This is a genomic window from Mesorhizobium sp. WSM4822 (assembly GCF_055811155.1).
The window spans coordinates 39,258-57,375 of sequence record NZ_JBVVQM010000010.1 but is presented as its reverse complement, the minus strand read 5'-3'; the positions used below and the strand labels follow the sequence as shown (position 1 = coordinate 57,375).

The following is an 18,118-nucleotide window of genomic DNA, read 5'->3' as shown; positions in this document are numbered from 1 at the left end:
CATAGTCGGCGTCAGGGGAAGAAGCAGGCCGATGGTGGACCAACCGCCACGAGTTCCTGCCGACGAAGGTGGAGTGCTTCCATGCCAGTGGCTGTCGAACAGCAGGACACGCCGGCGAACCGTCCTCCGCAGCGCTCCGGTCTTCGCGAAACAGGACATGCCATGCGATCATCTCCCCTGGTGGAGGATACCAGACCACAGCACAAGGCCATCGAGGGTGGCGGCTACGGGCCGCTGCGCGGGGATGACCGCGAGCGTATCCACGAGGGCGTGCTGACGCTTTTGGAGACAGTGGGTTTCGCCAACGCCATTCCTTCCTGCATAAAGGTGCTGACCAAGGTGGGGGCGGTCCACGGCGACGATGGCCGGGTCCGCTTTCCGCGCGCGCTCGTGCTCGACACCATCAAGCGGGCGGCACGACATTTCACGCTTCATGGCCAGGACCCCAGGCACGACATGGTGGTCCAGGGCAAGCGCGTGCACTACGGCACGGCAGGCATCGCCGTGCACCTGGTGGATCTGGAGAAGCGCGAGTACCGCGAGTCCAAGCTGCAGGATATTTATGATGCCGCCCGCATCGTCGACGGGCTGGACAACATCCATTTCTTCCAGCGGCCGATGGTGGCGCGCGACATCGCCGATCCGCTCGAGATGGATTTCAACACGCTTTATGCCTGTGTGATGGGAACATCGAAGCACGTCGGAACATCCTTCACCGTGCGTGAGAACGTGAAGCCTGCGCTTGAAATGCTGTACGCCATCGCCGGCGGCGAGGAGAATTTCCGTGCCCGGCCGTTCGTTTCCAACTCCAACTCATTCGTCGTGCCGCCAATGAAGTTCGCCGAGGATGCCTGCGGCGTGCTTGAGGCCTGCGTCGAAGGCGGCATCCCGATCCTGCTGCTGTCGACCGGCCAGTCCGGCACCACAGCACCCGCGGCGATGGCCGGCGCCGTCGTGCAAGCAGTGGCCGAAGTGCTGGCCGGCCTGGTCTATGTCAACGCGCTCAAGCCCGGCCATCCGGCGATCTTCGGCGCATGGCCGTTCATGTCGGACCTGCGCACCGGCGCCATGGCGGGCGGGTCGGCCGAGCAGTCGGTGGCAACGGCGGCCTGTGCCCAGATGGCGCAATTCTACGACCTGCCCGGTGGCTCCGCCGCCGGCATGACGGATTCGAAATTGCCCGATATTCAGTCCGGCTACGAAAAGGGCATCACCAATGTGATGGCCGGCCTCTCCGGCCTCAACCTCGTCTACGAGGCGGCCGGCATGCATGCCTCGCTGCTCGGCTTCTGCCTGGAGAGCCTGGTCATCGACAACGACATGCTCGGTCATTGCCTGGGCTGCGCGCGTGGCATCGACGTGACTGACGAGGCCCTGTCGATCGACAGCATCGCCGAGGTCTGCCTCAAGGGTCCGGGCCACTATCTCGACAACGAACAAACGCTCAAGCTGATGCAGACCGAGCACTTCTATCCCGCCCTCGGCGATCGTTCCTCGCCGAAGGAATGGAACGAAAAAGGCCGGCCTGATATATTGCTGCGTGCGATCACCGAGAAGAAACGCATTCTTGCCGAACGATTTCCGCGCCACGTGCCAAAACAGGTCGACGACAGATTGCGTGCCCGCTTCGGCAACCTGATCCACCTGCCGCGCACGCAAATGGGCGGCTGACCGGAGACGAGTTCGTGCAGCCATACAGCCACCACCCGGAGCCAATTCAGGACGGAAAACCGCTTCACACTTTTCCTGGAATTGCGCTCTTCGTTTGACGCAATTCCTAACAGAAAACCGCTTCACACTTTTCCTGGAATTGCTCCGGGATCAACCATCGGGCAGAACGACAAATGAGTGTGCATCCTATCCAGCAAGCACCCACCGACGGCGACGCGATCGATCGGCTGGTGGCATCTCATCGGCCAGGTCACGGCCTGGTGCGTGCCTTCTATCATGATCCGGCGATCTTCGAGCGCGACATGGAACGTGTCTTTCGCCGCCACTGGCACTGCCTGGCGCATGCCAGCGTTATCCCGAACCCCGGCGATTTCGAGCTGTTCAAACTGGGCGACGAGGCGGTCATCCTGACACGCGGCATGGATGGCACCGTGCATGCCATGCTCAATGTCTGCCGCCACCGTGGTGCCGAGGTCTGCACCAAGGAGAAGGGCAATGCGAAGATGTTCGTGTGCCCCTACCACGCATGGGCCTATTCCAATGACGGATCCTTGCGTGCCGCGCGCCTGATGCCAAAGGATTTCGACCGCTCGGCGCACGGGCTGAAGAAGCTTCATGTCCGCGTCGCTTCCGGGCTGGTCTTCATTTCCTTCGCCGAGACGCCGCTCGATTTCGATCCGATCGAACAGTCGCTGCGCACGAGTTGCGGCCAATATGGCTGGGGCGACGCCAAGGTGGCGTATCGTCAGTCCTATGCGCTCGACGCCAACTGGAAGCTCGCCGTCGAGAACTATGTCGAATGTTACCATTGCGGGCCGGCGCATCCGGAATATTCGCAGACGCATGCGCTGGAAAAACCGGCCGAGATGATCGAGCAGCTCAATGCGGCGATGGAGCAACGCACCTGCGCGCTCGGCATCGAGATCGGCAGCGCCAACCGCTGGCAGAACTCGGCCGCCGGACAGGAGGCGATCCACACTTTCCGCTATGCGCTCTATGACGGCGTTTCCAGCGGCAGCAAGGACGGCTCGCCGGTCGCGCCGCTGATGGGCCGTTTCACCGACTATGATGGTGGCGTGACGTCGATCCATCTTGGCGGTACGACCTTTCTCGTCTGTTATCCCGATCACGGCATGATCTATCGTTTCATCCCGAAAACAGCTGGTACCTGTGAGATGGAGCTGATCTGGCTGGTGCGCGGCGACGCGGTCGAAGGCCAGGACTACGATCTGGAGAAGCTGACCTGGCTGTGGAAGGTCACCACCGAAGAGGACAAGAAGATCATCGAGCACACCGCGCGCGGCGTGCGCTCGCACTATTTCGTGCCCGGACCGATCGCGCCGATGGAATACAACGAACTGCGCTACATCGGCTGGTATCTCGAGGAGATCAGCCGGGCCTGATCGGCTCGGCTGCCGCGGGGGATCAGGCAGATCTTGCCTTTCGCGTCATTCCGCGCTGAGCCCGTATCGGTCGACGACTTCAGCGTTGATGAGCTTGGCATGCAGCGTCATCAGCACGATCTGCGCGTCGAGGCTGTCGCCGGTTTCAAGCGCCGCCTCGATGCGACGTTCGGCTTCCAGCGTCCGCTGATGGCCATTGGCTTGCTCGAAGGTTTCGGGACCCGCGATGCAATAGCTGCATAATTGCGCCACCGACGCATAGGTGCCCGGTGGCGGCTCGTCGGGCCAGCGATCCTTCATGAGATTGACGATGGTAAGCTTCACGCCCTCCGGCACAAGGGCTGGATGCAGATCGGCGCCGCGCAAGGCATCGTCGAGCTGCCTCAAGTCGCCCGAACGGCCGAACATTCCGAGGAAGCCGAGGGAAGAGCGCCGTCCGGCCATGATGTTTCCTTCCGTTTCCAGCCCACTTAGGTGGTGGGCAAGCGGATTACAAAGGCGGTGCTGTCTAACCAGCCGCCGCCAGCAAGACCCCTGCAAGGGCGGATAGCGCGAGTGTCGGCAGCATGCCGACTTTCAGCTTCAGGATGGCGACCATGGCGGCCACGGATAGCAAGGCCGCACGCCAGTCGATGGACGAAAGCACCGGCACGTTCATGCCAAGCCCCGTCGCGTGCACCTCACGGAAAATGACATGCAAAGCAAACCATAGGGCCAGATTCATGATCACCCCGACAATTGCGGCGGTGATCGCGCCCAGTGCGGCCGACAATGCCTTGTTGCCGCGCAAGGCCTCGATGTAGGGCGCCCCGAGGAATATCCAGAAGAAGCAGGGCGTGAACGTCACCCACAGGGTGAGCAGCGCCCCCAGCGATCCGGCAAGTAACGGGTCGAGCGAGCCGGAATGGCGGAACGCGGCGATGAAGCCGACGAACTGCAGCACCAGGATGAGCGGTCCTGGCGTCGTTTCTGCAAGTCCAAGACCGTCCACCATTTCACCCGGCGCCAGCCAGCCGAAGGACTGGACGGCTGCCTGCGCGACATAGGCGAGCACCGCATAGGCGCCACCGAAGGTGACGACAGCCATCAGGCTGAAGAACCGGCCTATCTCGGTCCAGACGCTTGCGGAGCCGGTGAACCACCAGATCAAAAGAACAGGCCCGAGCCAGATCGGCAGCCAGATGGCGAGGGTGCGCGGCGCGTGCCATTTGGTCGGTTTGACATGGGCCAGTTCGCCACGCTCGAACATCAGGTCGACCGCTCCCTTGGAGTCGGCAACACCGTCCTTGCCATGGGCCGAGCCGGAAAACAGGCCGGGAGCAACGCGGTCCCCCAGCCATCCCGCCAGGCCGGCGAGAAGGACGATGAGCGGAAACGGCACATTCAACGCATAGATGGCAATGAACGCCGCGACCGCGATCGACACCATGACCCGGTTCTTGAGGGCGCGTCGCCCGATCCGGATCACCGCCTCGATGACAATGGCGAGCACCGCCGCCTTCACCCCGAAAAACAGCGCCGCGACGAGCGGCATGTCGCCATAGAGGACGTACAGGCTGCTCAAGGCGAGCATGACGAGCGCGCCGGGCACGACGAACAGGATGCCGGCAACAAGGCCACCGGCCGTCCTGTGCAGCAGCCAACCGATGTAGATGGCGAGTTGCTGGGCTTCCGGGCCAGGCAGCAGCATGCAGTAATTCAACGCATGCAGGAAACGCCGTTCCCCGATCCAGCGCCGCTCCTCGACCAGTTCCTTGTGCATCAGCGCGATCTGCCCGGCCGGTCCGCCAAAGCTGAGCAATCCGATTTTCGCCCAGACCTTCACCGCCTCGGTGAAGGTCGGTGCAGCCGGAACCGGGATGTTTTCCGCTGTATCCGCCGGGACGAGAGCGCTCATGTCGGTTTCCCCGCAGCCGGCCAGTTGTGCGTTTCTTCGGTGGCGTCGCGACACCAGCGGAAGAACGCGTCGTAGAGCAGCATGCCTGCTTCCAGTTGTTCCAAATCGTCGCGGTACATACGCGACAGGCCCAGCGAGGCAGCCAGAAAGCCGGCCGCCTGGGGCACCAGGTCGAGGCTTGCGGTGTCGGCCGCGCGCACGATTGCGGCGAGGCGATCGAGCGCCCCGGATTCCAACCCGAACTCCTCGATCATCGTGTCGAAGGTGCAGCGTTCGCCGCGATGGCTCCAGAACACATTGTCGATGTCGAACGGCACGGCCTGAAAGCGGTCGGCAACAGCCAATACTTCAGCGGGTTCGACAAACAGGAACACCGCGTCGGGGTCGAGGAAACGCCGGATCAGCCATGGGCAAGCGATGCGGTCGACCTTCGGGCGGGATCGCGTCACCCAGACGGTGGCGCCCTTTTCATTGCGTGGCGGCAACTTGGCGGTGCGGACCAGAAGCCCCCCGGCATCGCGCCAGGCCTCAAAGCCGCCTTCAAGGGATTCGGCTGATATCCCCTCATGGCGCATCCATGCGACGACGCCTTGCGAGAGCTTTTGCCCCTTCTGACAGACGACGGCCACCGGCTTGTCGGCAAACTCGGCCGCCCAGGTCGAAACGGTTTTGAAATCGCGCCGGCACGAGGCCGGCAACAGGCGCGGATCGGCTTCGAAATCTTCTTCGATGCGAACATCGATGATGACAGGTGCACCCGGCAGACCTATGAGCCGGGACAATTGCGGTACGGTGATAGCGGTTGTTGACGGCATGGCGTCCACCTCCTGAAAAGAGAAGCTTGGACGCGAACGTTGGGCTGACGCCTCACGGGGTCGTCGCGATGCACCCCTTGTCATGATGGTGGATTTGTTGGGCGCGCTTGTCAAGGACGGTGACCGTTCTCGACCTACCCGGCCGGGATGCGACACGCCGACCGGAAAAACCGATGGCGGCCTGATTTGATCAAGCCGCCATCCGTCGATCCAGAATCAATGATTGTCTCTGGGGACACCGCTGGTGTGTGCGACATCCTGGTATTTCACCGCCGGCTTCAGCACCATTCCCTCCGAGAACTGCGCGACCATGCCGCGCTGGATCTCCTGCCAGGGTGTCTGGTGCTTGGGATAGTGGAAGCCGCCATTGTTCTGCAACTCTGCGCGGCGCCGGGTGATCTCGTCGTCGGTGACGAGGATGTCGGCCGTACCCTTGCGCAAGTCGATGCGGACACGATCGCCCGTCTTGAGCAGCGCCAGTCCGCCGCCAATCGCCGCTTCCGGCGAGGCGTTGAGGATCGAGGGCGAACCCGACGTGCCCGACTGGCGGCCGTCACCGATGCAAGCGAGCGCGTGGATGCCCTTCTTGATGAGATAGGCCGGCGGCTGCATGTTGACGACCTCGGCACCGCCGGGATAGCCGACCGGGCCAGCGCCGCGCATGAACAGGATGGTGTGTTCGTCGATGCCTTGCGCCGGGTCGTCGATGCGGGCGTGGTAATCCTCCGGCCCGTCGAAAACCATGGCGTTGCCTTCGAAAGCCTCGGGATCCTTGGGGTTGGAGAGATAGCGTTCGCGGAATTCCGGCGAGATGCCGCTGGTCTTCATGATCGCCGAATCAAACAGATTGCCCCTGAGGTTGATGAAGCCGGCATTGGCCTTCAGCGGCTTGGCGACAGAGCGGATGACGTCGGGGTTTTCGTTGGCGACGCCCTCGCTGTTCTCACCGATCGACTTGCCGTTGACGGTGCGCGCGCCGGGATGCGGCAACAGCCCGCCCTTCATCAGTTCGGCAATGACCGCCGGCACGCCGCCGGCATGATGGTAGTCCTCGCCGAGGTATTCGCCCGTCGGCTGCAAATTGACCAGCAGCGGCACATTGAGGCCGACCGTCTGCCAGTCGTCATTGTCGAGCTTGACTCCAAGGTGGCGGGCGATGGCGTTGAGATGGATAGGCGCGTTGGTCGAGCCGCCAATGGCCGAATTGACGACGATGGCGTTCTCGAAAGCCTCTCTCGTCATGATGTCGGACGGCTTCAGATCCTCATGCACCATCTCGACGATGCGTTTTCCGGTCTCATAGGAAATCTGGCCACGCTCGCGGTAGGGCGCGGGAATGGCGGCCGAGCCCGGCAACTGCATGCCAAGCGCCTCGGCCAGCGAGTTCATCGTGGTGGCGGTGCCCATGGTGTTGCAATAGCCGGTGGACGGCGCCGACGAGGCGACGATGTCCATGAACTCATCATAATCGATTTCGCCGGCCGACAGGCGCTGGCGTGATTCCCAGACGATGGTGCCTGAGCCGGTGCGCTTGCCCTTGTGCCAGCCATTGAGCATCGGGCCGACCGACAGGGCGATCGCCGGGATGTTGACGGTGGCCGCCGCCATCAGCAGGGCCGGCGTCGTCTTGTCGCAACCGATGGTCAGCACGACGCCATCGAGCGGATAGCCGTAGAGCACTTCGACAAGGCTGAGATAGGCAAGGTTGCGGTCAAGTGCCGCGGTCGGGCGCTTGCCGGTCTCCTGGATCGGATGGCAAGGAAACTCGAAAGGAATGCCGCCCATCGAGACGATGCCTTCGCGTACACGCTTGGCGAGTTCGATATGGTGACGGTTGCAAGGCGACAGATCCGAGCCGGTCTGGGCGATGCCGATCAGCGGCTTGCCGGACATCAGTTCGGCGCGCGTCAGGCCGTAATTGAGATAGCGCTCGAGATAGAGCGCCGTCATGCCCGGATTGTCGGGATTGTCGAACCACTCCTGCGAGCGAAATTTTTTCTTATGGGTGGGGGCGCCTGCCATCATGGTCTCCGTATTTGTAAGACAAATCGATATGGCAACGCGCGGGAGCAGGCAAGAGGGCGTGCGGTCGCAACCGGACTTTGGTGCGATAGACACGCACCGAGCCGTGCGTTACGGGTTCGGGCAGTCTTGTCCGGGAGGTTTTCATGGCTTTGGTGATCGAAGGCGAGGAGCGCATTGCCGCACCGCTGCAAAAAGTGTGGGAAGCGCTGAACGATCCCGAGGTCTTGAAGGCGACCATTCCCGGCTGCCAGAGCCTGGAGATGAAGTCGACGACCGAGATGGCGGCAACCGTGGTGGTGAAGATCGGACCGATCAAGGCGACGTTCAACGGCGAAGTGACGCTGAAGAACCTGAAGCCGCCGCACTCCTACACCATCCAGGGCGAAGGCAAGGGCGGCATTGCAGGCTTCGCCAAGGGGGGCGCCGACGTGACGCTGACGGCGGATGGACCCGACGCCACGATATTGAACTACGCGGCCAAGGCCGATGTCGGGGGCAAGATCGCACAGCTTGGCAGCCGCCTGATCGAATCGACCTCGAAGAAACTGGCTGGACAGTTTTTTTCCAGCTTTGGCGAGAAGGTCGGCGCGGCCTAGGCTGCAGCACGGCGGCGCCTGCTATTCAAACACAATACTCGGCACGGCAGCAGCAGCCGCACCACGCTCTTCGTTGACCCGGTCCCAGACCTTCGAGGCGATGTCGCGGTAGATTTTCGCTTCGGGGCCATCGGGCTTGGAGACGACAACCGGCGTGCCGGCATCCGAGCTTTCGCGAATGCCCATTTCGAGCGGCACCTCACCGAGGAAGGTGACGCCGAGGCGCTCGGCCTCGCGGCGGGCGCCGCCATGGCCAAAGATGTCGTAGCGCTTGCCGGTGTCCGGGGCGATGAAATAGCTCATGTTCTCGACGATGCCGAGCAACGGGACGTCGACCTTCTTGAACATGTTGAGGCCTTTTCGCGCGTCGATCAGGGCCAGGTCCTGTGGCGTCGAGACGATGACAGCACCAGCCAGCGGCACCTGCTGGGCCATGGTCAACTGCGCGTCGCCAGTGCCGGGCGGCATGTCGACGACGAGCACGTCGAGACGGCCCCATTCGACCTCGCGCAGCATCTGCGTCAGCGCCGACATCACCATCGGGCCGCGCCAGATCATCGGCGTTTCCTCGTCGACGAGGAAACCCATCGACATTACCTTCAGGCCGTAATTCTCCATCGGTTTCAGGACCTTGCCGTCGACGGTCTGCGGCCGGCCGTGGATGTTGAGCAGCCTGGGCATGGACGGTCCGTAGATGTCGGCATCCAGCACGCCGACGCGCAGGCCGTTGGCGGCGAGGCCGAGCGCGATGTTGACGGCGGTGGTCGACTTGCCGACGCCGCCCTTGCCGGAAGCAACGGCAATGATCGCCTCGATACCGGGCACGCCACGTTTGCCCGAACTGTGCGAGGCGGGCGCGTGCGGAGCCGCACGCGGCGCGGCGGCAGCGGGCGCAGCCGGCGGAACGGGCCTGGGTGCGGGGCGCGACGGAACCGGCGCCTCCATGCCGCCGCCCTTCTTCTCGGCCGTCAGCGCGACGACCGCGCCGGCGACCCCGGGGATTGCCTTGACGACGCGCTCGGCGGCGGCGCGCAGCGGCTCCATTTCCTGGGCACGAGCGGCGGGAACGGTAATCGAGAAGAAGACCTTCCCGTCGGCGATGAAAATCTCCGAAACCATGCCGAGGTCGACGATGTTGCCGGTGAAATCCGGCCCGTTGACCGTCTTCAGACGCTCGGTGACGATTTCCTTGGTGACGGACATGGCAGTTTTTCCTTACGCAGCTTGCGCCTGAGATGCAGCTTGCACCTGAGATAATGCAGTTTCCGGACAGAACCAAGCCGTGGAGCAATGGCTGCCTTGGCGTGCCTGGAAAAGCGGCGGGTCCTGTCGGATTTCATCCGCGCCAAACGTCTTCCAGATAATCGAGCGCCGATGCGGCCAACAATCAGGTCGAGCGACAGTCGTCAAACGATCGCGGCGACCTATTTCGGTGACCAGCACGGGGTCGACAACCAGGAAAGGAGACCATCATGCTCGCAAACAGCAATGCAACGGCCAATCTCGCGGTGAAGGATCTCGCGAAAGCCAAGGCTTTCTATGAGGGAACGCTTGGCCTGAAACAGGTGCACGATGAGGGCGGCGAACTGATCGTCTACAAAAGCGGCGATACCACCATCAACGTCTATCACTCCCAATTTGCCGGAACCAACAAGGCGACAGCGGTGACATGGATGGTTGGCGACGAGATCGGCAGCATCGTCAAGGAACTGAAGACGAAGGGCGTCACCTTCGAGCACTATGAGATGCCGGGCTTGACGCTGGAGGGCGATCTCCACGTCGGTTACGGAATGAAGGTCGCCTGGTTCAAGGACCCGGACGGCAACATCCTGAACCTTGTGGACAGGTAGATTTCTTTACGTCACCTCGCCAGGCCAACCGCCAGGTAGGTGAGCGCCGAAATCAAAGCGGTGGCCGGCAAGGTGACGATCCAGGCAATGACGATGTTGCCGGCAATGCCCCAGCGCACGGCCGAGACGCGGCGGGCGGCGCCGACGCCGATGATGGCGCCAGTGATGGTGTGCGTGGTCGACACGGGAATGCCGAGCCAGGTCGCGGCAAACAGCGTGATCGCCCCGCCGGTCTCGGCGCAAAAACCCTGCATCGGGTTCAGCCGCGTGATCTTCGAGCCCATGGTGTGGACGATGCGCCAGCCGCCGAACAGGGTGCCGAGCGCCAGTGCCGCCTGACAGGTGAGGACAACCCAGAGCGGTACATGGAAAGTCGCGCCGAGCATGCCTTGCGAATAGAGCAGCACGGCAATGATGCCCATGGTCTTCTGCGCGTCATTGCCACCGTGCCCGAGCGAATAGAGCGAGGCGGAAAAGAACTGCATGACGCGGAAGGTACTGTCGACCGCAAAGGGCGTCTGGCGCACGAAGAGCCACGAGACGACGAAAATCAGGATGAGCGCCAGGATAAAGCCGGTCGCTGGCGACAGGACGATTGCCGCAACCGTCTTGCCAAGCCCTGTCCAGACGATGGCGCCCACGCCTGCCTTTGCCACACCGGCACCTACCAGGCCGCCGATCAACGCATGCGAGCTGCTCGACGGGATGCCGGCGATCCAGGTGACGATGTTCCAGACTATGGCGCCGACGAGCGCCGAGAAGATGACCGCCGGGGTGACGATGCTGACATCGACGATACCCTTGCCCACTGTCTCGGCGACGTGGAGGCCGAAGAACATGAAGGCGATGAAGTTGAAGAAAGCCGCCCACAATACCGCGTATTGCGGCCTTAGCACGCGGGTGGAGACGATGGTGGCAATGGAGTTGGCGGCATCGTGCAAGCCGTTGAGAAAGTCGAAGAACAGCGCGACGCCGACGAGGCCGACCAGCACGGGAAAGGCAATGGTGGCTTCCATCACCTAGACATTCTCAATGACGATGCCGCTGATCTCGTTGGCGACGTCCTCGAAGCGGTCGACCACTTTTTCCAGTTGGCCATAAATCTCGCTGCCGATCATGTACGCCATCGGATCGCTGCTGCCGTGCTTCCTGAAGAGATCCTTCAGCCCTTGCTCGTGCAGGTCGTCGGCCCGGCTTTCGACGCGCATCACCTCTTCGGCGATGGCGTTGAGGCGCACCGTGTGCGTCGCGACCTTGTTGAGCAGCGGGATCGCCTCGGCCACCAGCTTGGCGGCGGCGACGATGACGCCACCCATTTCCTGCATCAGCGGATCGAATTCCTTGCGCTCGAACAGCTTCACCGTCTTGACCGTCTTGTGCATCATGTCGATGGCATCATCCATCGACTGGATCAGGTCCTTGATGTCGCCGCGATCGAAAGGCGTGATGAAGGAGCGCCGCACCGCCAGCAGGACTTCCGCGGTGATGTGGTCGGCCTCATCTTCGAGATCGACGATTTTCTGGCACCAGAGGTCGATATCCCTGCCCTGGAGAAGCTGCTCCAGCGCCTCGGCGCCGCCGACCACGGTGCGCGAATGTCGTTCGAACAGGTCGAAGAAGCGATCTTCGCGCGGCAAAAGCTTGCGGAACCAGCCCAGCATGGTCGATCTCCCAGTTTCATCCACATAGCGCCGCATCGCGCCGCGGGAAACAGGTAGCCGGCTTAAAGGTGTGGATGCAGGGCAATTGTGCATCGCGCTTGCGGTAAGGCGCGATTTCCCCGACCTTGCAGCGAACCACCGGAAAGATCGCATGATCGACAAGCTGGAATTTTTCATCGCGCTCGCCAGGGAGGAGCATTTCGGCCGGGCGGCGGAGGTATGCGGCGTCACCCAGCCGACGCTCTCGGCCGGCATCAAGCAGTTGGAGGGCCAGCTTGGCGTCATGCTGGTCCTGCGCGGCTCACGCTTCCAGGGGCTGACGCCGGAGGGAAAACAGGTGCTGGTGTGGGCACGCCGCATCGTCGGCGACACCAGGACCATGCGCGAGGAAATGCGCGCGGCGCGCCACGGACTTTCGGGCCGTATCCGCATCGCCGCCATTCCGACGGCGCTCGCCATGCTGCCGCGGCTGACGACGCCGTTTCGCGAAAAGCATCCAGGCGTCACCTTTTCGGTGCTGTCGCGGACCTCGATCGAGGTGCTGTCGCTGCTCGGCAATTTCGACATCGATGCCGGCATCACCTATCTCGACAACGAGCCGCTGGGGCGGGTGACCAGCGTGCCGCTCTATGACGAGCGCTACCAATTGATCACCGCGATGGGAAATCCCTATTCCGACCGCGACAAAGTGACATGGGCGGAGCTCTCAAGCCTGCCGCTGTGCCTGTTGACGCCGGACATGCAGAACCGCCGCATCATCGATCAGCATCTGGCCGAAGCCGGCGTGCAGGTGCGGCCGACGCTGGAATCCAATTCGATGATCGTGCTGTTTTCGCACATCCGCACCGGCAAATGGTCGTCGATCATGCCGCTCAACCTTGCGGAAACATTCGGTTTTTCCGAGCCGATCCGGGCCATTCCGATCGTCGAGCCAGACGCCAGCCACACGGTCGGCCTGGTGGCGACACCGCGCGAACCGCACACACCTTTGGTCTCGGCGCTGCTGGACGAGGCAATGGCGCTGGCGGACGATTTCCACGCAAACCGTTCCGCTAGACAGAGTTAGTCAAACGGAACGATAGAAAATTTCTATCGTACAACGAAACCGCTTTATTGATTTCAGAGGTTTTCTCTGGTTTCTTAAGCACTTAGCGATAAAGCGGCACGCGCATGTCGTTGTTCCAAAACAGCTTGATGCTCTTGGCCGATATGTATGGGTCGCTATGATAGGGAGGGCGCTGCATGACAATGCAGCCTGCAAGTACCGAGATTACATCGCGCACGGCCGCGATCATCCAGGAGATGAAGGGTCTCGAAGGCCCATTGCTGCCGATCCTTCACGGCATCCAGGAAGAGTTCGGCCATGTGCCCAAGGATGCGCTGCCGGTCATCGCCGAGGCGCTGAACATTTCCAGGGCCGAGGTGCACGGCGTCGTCAGCTTCTATCATGATTACCGCAGCCACCCGGCAGGCCGGCATGTGCTGAAGCTCTGCCAGGCGGAATCCTGCCAGTCGATGGGTTCGGACGCCATCGCCGCCAAGCTGAAGCAATTGCTGGGCATCGGCTTCCATGAGACGACCCGCGACGGTTCGGTGACGCTGGAGCCGGTCTATTGTCTCGGCCTGTGCGCCTGTTCGCCCGCCGCTATGCTGGATGGCGAGGTGATCGGGCGGCTCAATGACGAGAAGCTCGACGAGATCGTTGCAGAGGTGCGCTCATGATCCCGCGCATCTACATTCCCGGCGATTCCGGTGCGCTGGCGCTTGGCGCCGAAAAGGTCGCCAAGGCGATCGCCGGCGAACTCGCCGAGCGCGGCATCGAAGCCAAGATCGTGCGCAACGGGTCGCGCGGCGCCTATTTCCTCGAACCAATGGTCGAAGTTGCGACAGCGAACGGCCGCGTCGCCTATGGGCCGGTAAAGCCGTCCGACGTCAAAAGCCTGTTCGACGGCGGCTTTCTCACCGGCGGCCATCACAAGCGCTGGCTGGGCTCACCGGACAAGATCCCCTTCTTCGCCAAGCAGACGCGGCTGACCTTCGCGCGCTGCGGCGTCACGGATCCGCTTTCGCTCGAATCCTACAAGAAGCATGGCGGGTTGAACGGACTGACGAACGCGCTGGCGCTGACGCCTGCCGACATCGTCGCCCAGGTTACCGAATCGGGCCTGCGCGGGCGCGGCGGCGCCGGCTTCCCGACCGGCATCAAGTGGAAAACGGTGCTCGATACCGCAGGCGACCGCAAATACATCGTCTGCAACGCCGACGAAGGCGATTCAGGCACCTTCGCCGACCGCATGATCATGGAGGGCGATCCGTTTGTGCTGATCGAAGGCATGACAATCGCCGGTATAGCCACGGGCGCGACCAAGGGCTTTGTCTATGTCCGCTCGGAATATCCGCATGCGGTGGCGGTGATGAACAAGGCCGTCGCGGTCGCCCGCAAGGCCGGCGTTCTTGGCGCCAGCGTGCTGGGTTCACCTTACGCGTTCGACATGGAGATCCGGGTCGGCGCCGGAGCCTATGTCTGCGGGGAGGAGACGGCGCTGCTCGATTCGCTCGAGGGCAAGCGCGGCATGGTGCGCGCAAAGCCGCCGCTGCCGGCGCATAAGGGGCTTTTCGGCAAGCCGACGGTGATCAACAATGTCATCTCGCTGGCCTCGGTGCCTGTCATCATGGACAAGGGTGCGGCCTTCTACAAGGATTTCGGCATGGGCCGCTCGCGCGGCACGATCCCGATCCAGATCGCCGGCAACGTCAAATATGCCGGCCTGTTCGAAGCCGCTTTCGGTATGACGCTGGGCGAAATCATCGACGATATCGGCGGCGGTACGGCCACGGGACGTCCGGTCAAGGCGGTGCAGGTCGGCGGGCCGCTCGGCGCCTATTTCCCGCGCGCGCTGTTCGACACGCCGTTCGATTATGAAGCCTTCGCGGCCAAGGACGGGCTGATCGGCCACGCCGGCATCGTGGTGTTCGACGACACCGCCGACATGCTGAAACAGGCGCGCTTTGCCATGGAGTTCTGCGCCATCGAAAGCTGCGGCAAGTGCACGCCCTGCCGCATCGGCTCGACGCGCGGTGTCGAGACCATCGACAGAATAGTTGCGGGCATCGAGCCGGAGAAGAACCTCGCTCTGGTCACCGACCTCTGCAACACGATGAAGTTCGGTTCGCTCTGCGCGCTGGGCGGCTTCACGCCCTATCCCGTGATGAGCTCGATCACCCATTTCCCCGACGACTTCAAGCCCGCGCCCGTGCGCGTGGCTGCCGAATAGGAGCTGGCAGATGAACATCAAGGCCGACTTCCCTTCCCTCGTCGAAGAGATCGACTACGGAACCCCCCAATCGAAGGCGCAGAAGCAGGTCACGCTGAACGTCGACGGGCGCAGCATCACCGTGCCGGAAGGCACCTCGATCATGCGTGCCGCGATGGAAGGCGGGGTCGAGATCCCGAAGCTTTGCGCCACCGACATGCTGGACTCCTTCGGTTCGTGCCGTGTCTGCCTTGTCGAGATCGAAGGACGCGGCGGCACGCCGGCATCGTGCACGACGCCCGTCGGCGAAGGCATGATCGTGCGCACGCAGACCGAGCGGCTCGATGCCATTCGCCGCGGCGTCATGGAGCTCTACGTCTCCGATCATCCGACCGGCTGGAACGAACAGGCCGGAACCGGCGCGAGCGAGTTCGATGCGGTGGCGAAGTCGATCGGCCTGACCGAGAACCGCTACGGCATCGAAGGCCGCAACCACGTCAAGCCAGAAGGTGGCGTGGCGCCCGGCCATGGCTCGCTGGCGGTCGACTACATCGCCCGCGATGAATCCAACCCCTATTTCACCTATGATGCCTCGCAATGCATCGTCTGCTCGCGCTGCGTGCGGGCCTGCGAAGAGGTGCAGGGCACCTTCGCGCTGACCATCGAGGGACGAGGCTTCGAATCCCGGGTTTCGGCGGGGATGCACGAGGCGTTCATCGATTCGGAATGCGTGTCCTGCGGCGCCTGCGTGCAGGCCTGTCCGACCGATGCGCTGCGCGAGAAGACGGTGCTTGCCAAGGGCCTGCCGGAGCGCTCCGCCGTCACCACCTGCGCTTATTGCGGCGTCGGCTGCTCGTTCAAGGCCGAGGTGAAGGGTGACGAAGTCGTTCGCATGATGCCCTATAAGGAGGGGAAGGCGAACCACGGCCATTCCTGCGTCAAGGGCCGTTTCGCCTATGGCTATGCCACCCACAAGGACCGCATCCTGTCGCCGATGATCCGCGAAAAGGTCACCGACCCGTGGCGCGAGGTGAGCTGGGAAGAGGCGATCGCCCATACGGCCAAGGAATTCCGCCGTATCCAGTACCAGTATGGACGCACCTCGATCGGCGGCATCACCTCGTCGCGCTGCACCAACGAGGAAACCTACCTCGTCCAGAAGATGGTGCGGCAGGGTTTCCGCAACAACAATGTCGACACCTGCGCACGCGTCTGCCATTCGCCGACGGGCTACGGGCTCGGCCAGACCTATGGCACCTCGGCCGGCACGCAGGATTTCGATTCCGTCGACTTCACCGACGTCGCCGTCATCATCGGCGCCAATCCGGCTTCCGCTCACCCGGTGTTCGCCTCGCGGCTGAAGAAGCGGCTGCGCCAGGGCGCCAAGCTGATCGTGCTCGATCCGCGCCGCACCGAGATGGTCAAATCGGCCCATATCGAAGCGGATTATCACCTGCCGCTGAAGCCCGGCACCAATGTGGCCGTGCTGACGGCGCTGGCGCATGTCATCGTCACCGAGGGCCTGTTCGACGAAGCCTTCATCCGCGAACGCTGCGACTGGACGGAGTTCCAGGATTGGGCATCGTTCGTCGCGTTGCCGGAAAACAGCCCCGAAACCGTCGGCAAATTGTCCGGCGTCGATCCCGAACTGATCCGCGGTGCCGCCCGCCTCTACGCCACCGGCGGCAACGGTGCGATCTATTACGGCCTCGGCGTGACGGAACACAGCCAGGGCTCGACCACTGTGATGGCAATCGCCAATCTCGCCATGGCCACCGGCAATATCGGCCGGCCCGGCGTCGGCGTGAACCCACTGCGCGGCCAGAACAACGTGCAGGGCTCCTGCGACATGGGCTCCTTCCCGCACGAACTGCCGGGCTATCGCCACATCTCCGGCGAAGCCGTGCGCGATATCTATGAGACCTTGTGGGGCGTGAAGCTGGACGACGAACCCGGCCTGCGCATCCCCAACATGCTGGATGCCGCCGTCGACGGCAGCTTCAAGGGCATCTACATCCAGGGGGAGGACATTCTGCAGTCCGATCCCGACACCAAGCATGTCGCCGCCGGCCTTGCCGCGATGGAATGCGTCGTCGTGCATGACCTCTTCCTCAACGAGACGGCGAACTACGCGCATGTCTTCCTGCCGGGCTCGACCTTCCTGGAGAAGGACGGCACCTTCACCAACGCCGAGCGCCGCATCAACATGGTGCGCAAGGTTCTTGAGCCGAAGGCGCGCTACGCCGATTGGGAGGCGACGCAGGAGCTTGCCCGTGCGATCGGGCTGGACTGGAACTACCAGCACCCCTCCGAGATCATGGACGAGATCGCGATGACCACGCCGAGCTTCGCCGGCGTCTCCTTCGAGTTGCTCGACCGTGTCGGATCCGTGCAATGGCCCTGCAACGAGAAGGCGCCGCTCGGCACCCCGATCATGCATATTGACGGGTTCGTGCGCGGCAAGGGCAAGTTCATCCGGACCGAATATGTGGCGACGGACGAAAGGACGGGACCGCGCTTCCCGCTGCTGCTCACCACCGGCCGCATCCTGTCGCAGTACAATGTCGGCGCGCAGACCAGGCGCACCGACAACAGCATGTGGCACTCGGAGGACCGGCTTGAGATCCATCCGCACGATGCCGAGAACCGGGGCTTGCGCGACGGCGACTGGGTTCGGCTGACCAGCCGCTCGGGCGAGACGACGCTGCGCGCGCTGATCACCGACCGGGTGTCGCCCGGCGTGGTCTACACGACGTTCCATCATCCGGACACGCAGGCCAACGTCATCACCACCGACTTCTCCGACTGGGCGACCAATTGTCCGGAATACAAGGTGACGGCGGTGCAGGTCGGCGCCTCCAACGGACCGTCGGAATGGCAGCGCGACTATGACGAGCAAGCCAAGCAGAGCCGGCGCATCGCGTCTTTGCAGGCGGCGGAGTAGTC

At 62.9% G+C, this 18,118-nt stretch carries 15 protein-coding genes; 8 read left to right on the top strand and 7 right to left on the bottom strand.

Annotated elements, in window-relative coordinates:
• The first annotated feature begins 81 nt into the window (after positions 1 to 81).
• Both AC0L3E_RS22410 and AC0L3E_RS22405 read left to right on the top strand, forming a co-directional pair.
• On the top strand, positions 82 to 1,671 hold the full coding sequence (locus AC0L3E_RS22410; protein ID WP_292563379.1) for a trimethylamine methyltransferase family protein: 1,590 nt from the start codon (positions 82 to 84) through the stop codon (positions 1,669 to 1,671).
• A 173-nt stretch (positions 1,672 to 1,844) separates the two neighbouring features.
• Entirely contained in the window at positions 1,845 to 3,074 is a 1,230-nt protein-coding gene (locus AC0L3E_RS22405) for an aromatic ring-hydroxylating oxygenase subunit alpha (protein ID WP_128308952.1), read from the top strand.
• A 45-nt stretch (positions 3,075 to 3,119) separates the two neighbouring features.
• Here the strand turns inward: AC0L3E_RS22405 and AC0L3E_RS22400 are convergent, their stop codons facing one another.
• From AC0L3E_RS22400 to AC0L3E_RS22385, 4 genes are all read right to left on the bottom strand, one after another.
• Positions 3,120 to 3,518, bottom strand: a complete 399-nt coding sequence (locus AC0L3E_RS22400; RefSeq protein ID WP_473605634.1) for a hypothetical protein — start codon at positions 3,516 to 3,518, stop codon at positions 3,120 to 3,122.
• A 64-nt stretch (positions 3,519 to 3,582) separates the two neighbouring features.
• Entirely contained in the window at positions 3,583 to 4,971 is a 1,389-nt protein-coding gene (chrA, locus tag AC0L3E_RS22395) for a chromate efflux transporter (protein ID WP_473605633.1), read from the bottom strand.
• Positions 4,968 to 5,786 (bottom strand): chromate resistance protein ChrB domain-containing protein, encoded by an 819-nt coding sequence (locus tag AC0L3E_RS22390; RefSeq protein WP_473605716.1) that lies wholly within the window; start codon positions 5,784 to 5,786, stop codon positions 4,968 to 4,970. The genes chrA and AC0L3E_RS22390 overlap by 4 nt, the downstream gene beginning before the upstream one ends.
• 216 nt (positions 5,787 to 6,002) lie before the next feature.
• Entirely contained in the window at positions 6,003 to 7,808 is a 1,806-nt protein-coding gene (locus tag AC0L3E_RS22385; protein WP_023811496.1) for an IlvD/Edd family dehydratase, read from the bottom strand.
• Between the two features lie 146 nt (positions 7,809 to 7,954).
• On the opposite strand from AC0L3E_RS22385, the gene AC0L3E_RS22380 reads away from it, so the two are divergent.
• Positions 7,955 to 8,407, top strand: coding sequence for an SRPBCC family protein (locus AC0L3E_RS22380; protein ID WP_473605631.1), 453 nt, complete (start codon positions 7,955 to 7,957; stop codon positions 8,405 to 8,407).
• 21 nt (positions 8,408 to 8,428) lie between these two features.
• On the opposite strand, the gene AC0L3E_RS22375 is transcribed toward AC0L3E_RS22380, so the two are convergent.
• Complete coding sequence (locus tag AC0L3E_RS22375) at positions 8,429 to 9,610, bottom strand: Mrp/NBP35 family ATP-binding protein (RefSeq protein WP_473605630.1); 1,182 nt, start codon at positions 9,608 to 9,610, stop codon at positions 8,429 to 8,431.
• A gap of 269 nt (positions 9,611 to 9,879) precedes the next feature.
• Between AC0L3E_RS22375 and AC0L3E_RS22370 the strand changes: the two genes are divergently transcribed.
• Positions 9,880 to 10,257 carry a VOC family protein gene (locus tag AC0L3E_RS22370; protein WP_127317735.1) on the top strand — a complete coding sequence of 126 codons (378 nt, stop codon included), beginning with the start codon at positions 9,880 to 9,882 and terminating at the stop codon, positions 10,255 to 10,257.
• An 11-nt stretch (positions 10,258 to 10,268) separates the two neighbouring features.
• Here AC0L3E_RS22370 and AC0L3E_RS22365 read toward each other — a convergent pair whose 3' ends face one another.
• Positions 10,269 to 11,273 (bottom strand): inorganic phosphate transporter, encoded by a 1,005-nt coding sequence (locus AC0L3E_RS22365; RefSeq protein ID WP_127267014.1) that lies wholly within the window; start codon positions 11,271 to 11,273, stop codon positions 10,269 to 10,271.
• Between the two features lie 3 nt (positions 11,274 to 11,276).
• Entirely contained in the window at positions 11,277 to 11,918 is a 642-nt protein-coding gene (locus AC0L3E_RS22360) for a DUF47 domain-containing protein (RefSeq protein WP_127267007.1), read from the bottom strand.
• A 151-nt stretch (positions 11,919 to 12,069) separates the two neighbouring features.
• On the opposite strand from AC0L3E_RS22360, the gene AC0L3E_RS22355 reads away from it, so the two are divergent.
• The 4 genes from AC0L3E_RS22355 (at position 12,070) to fdhF (ending at position 18,116) form a co-directional block, all read left to right on the top strand.
• Entirely contained in the window at positions 12,070 to 12,984 is a 915-nt protein-coding gene (locus AC0L3E_RS22355; protein WP_127267008.1) for a LysR family transcriptional regulator, read from the top strand.
• Positions 12,985 to 13,160: 176 nt separating this feature from the next.
• Entirely contained in the window at positions 13,161 to 13,640 is a 480-nt protein-coding gene (locus AC0L3E_RS22350; protein ID WP_127317731.1) for a formate dehydrogenase subunit gamma, read from the top strand.
• The gene (locus AC0L3E_RS22345; protein ID WP_473605629.1) at positions 13,637 to 15,193 is read left to right on the top strand and encodes a formate dehydrogenase beta subunit; all 1,557 of its coding nucleotides are present in this window, start codon (positions 13,637 to 13,639) and stop codon (positions 15,191 to 15,193) included. Before AC0L3E_RS22350 ends, AC0L3E_RS22345 begins: the two co-directional genes overlap by 4 nt.
• Positions 15,194 to 15,203: 10 nt before the next feature.
• The gene (gene fdhF / locus AC0L3E_RS22340; protein ID WP_127330691.1) at positions 15,204 to 18,116 is read left to right on the top strand and encodes a formate dehydrogenase subunit alpha; all 2,913 of its coding nucleotides are present in this window, start codon (positions 15,204 to 15,206) and stop codon (positions 18,114 to 18,116) included.
• Positions 18,117 to 18,118 lie beyond the last annotated feature (2 nt).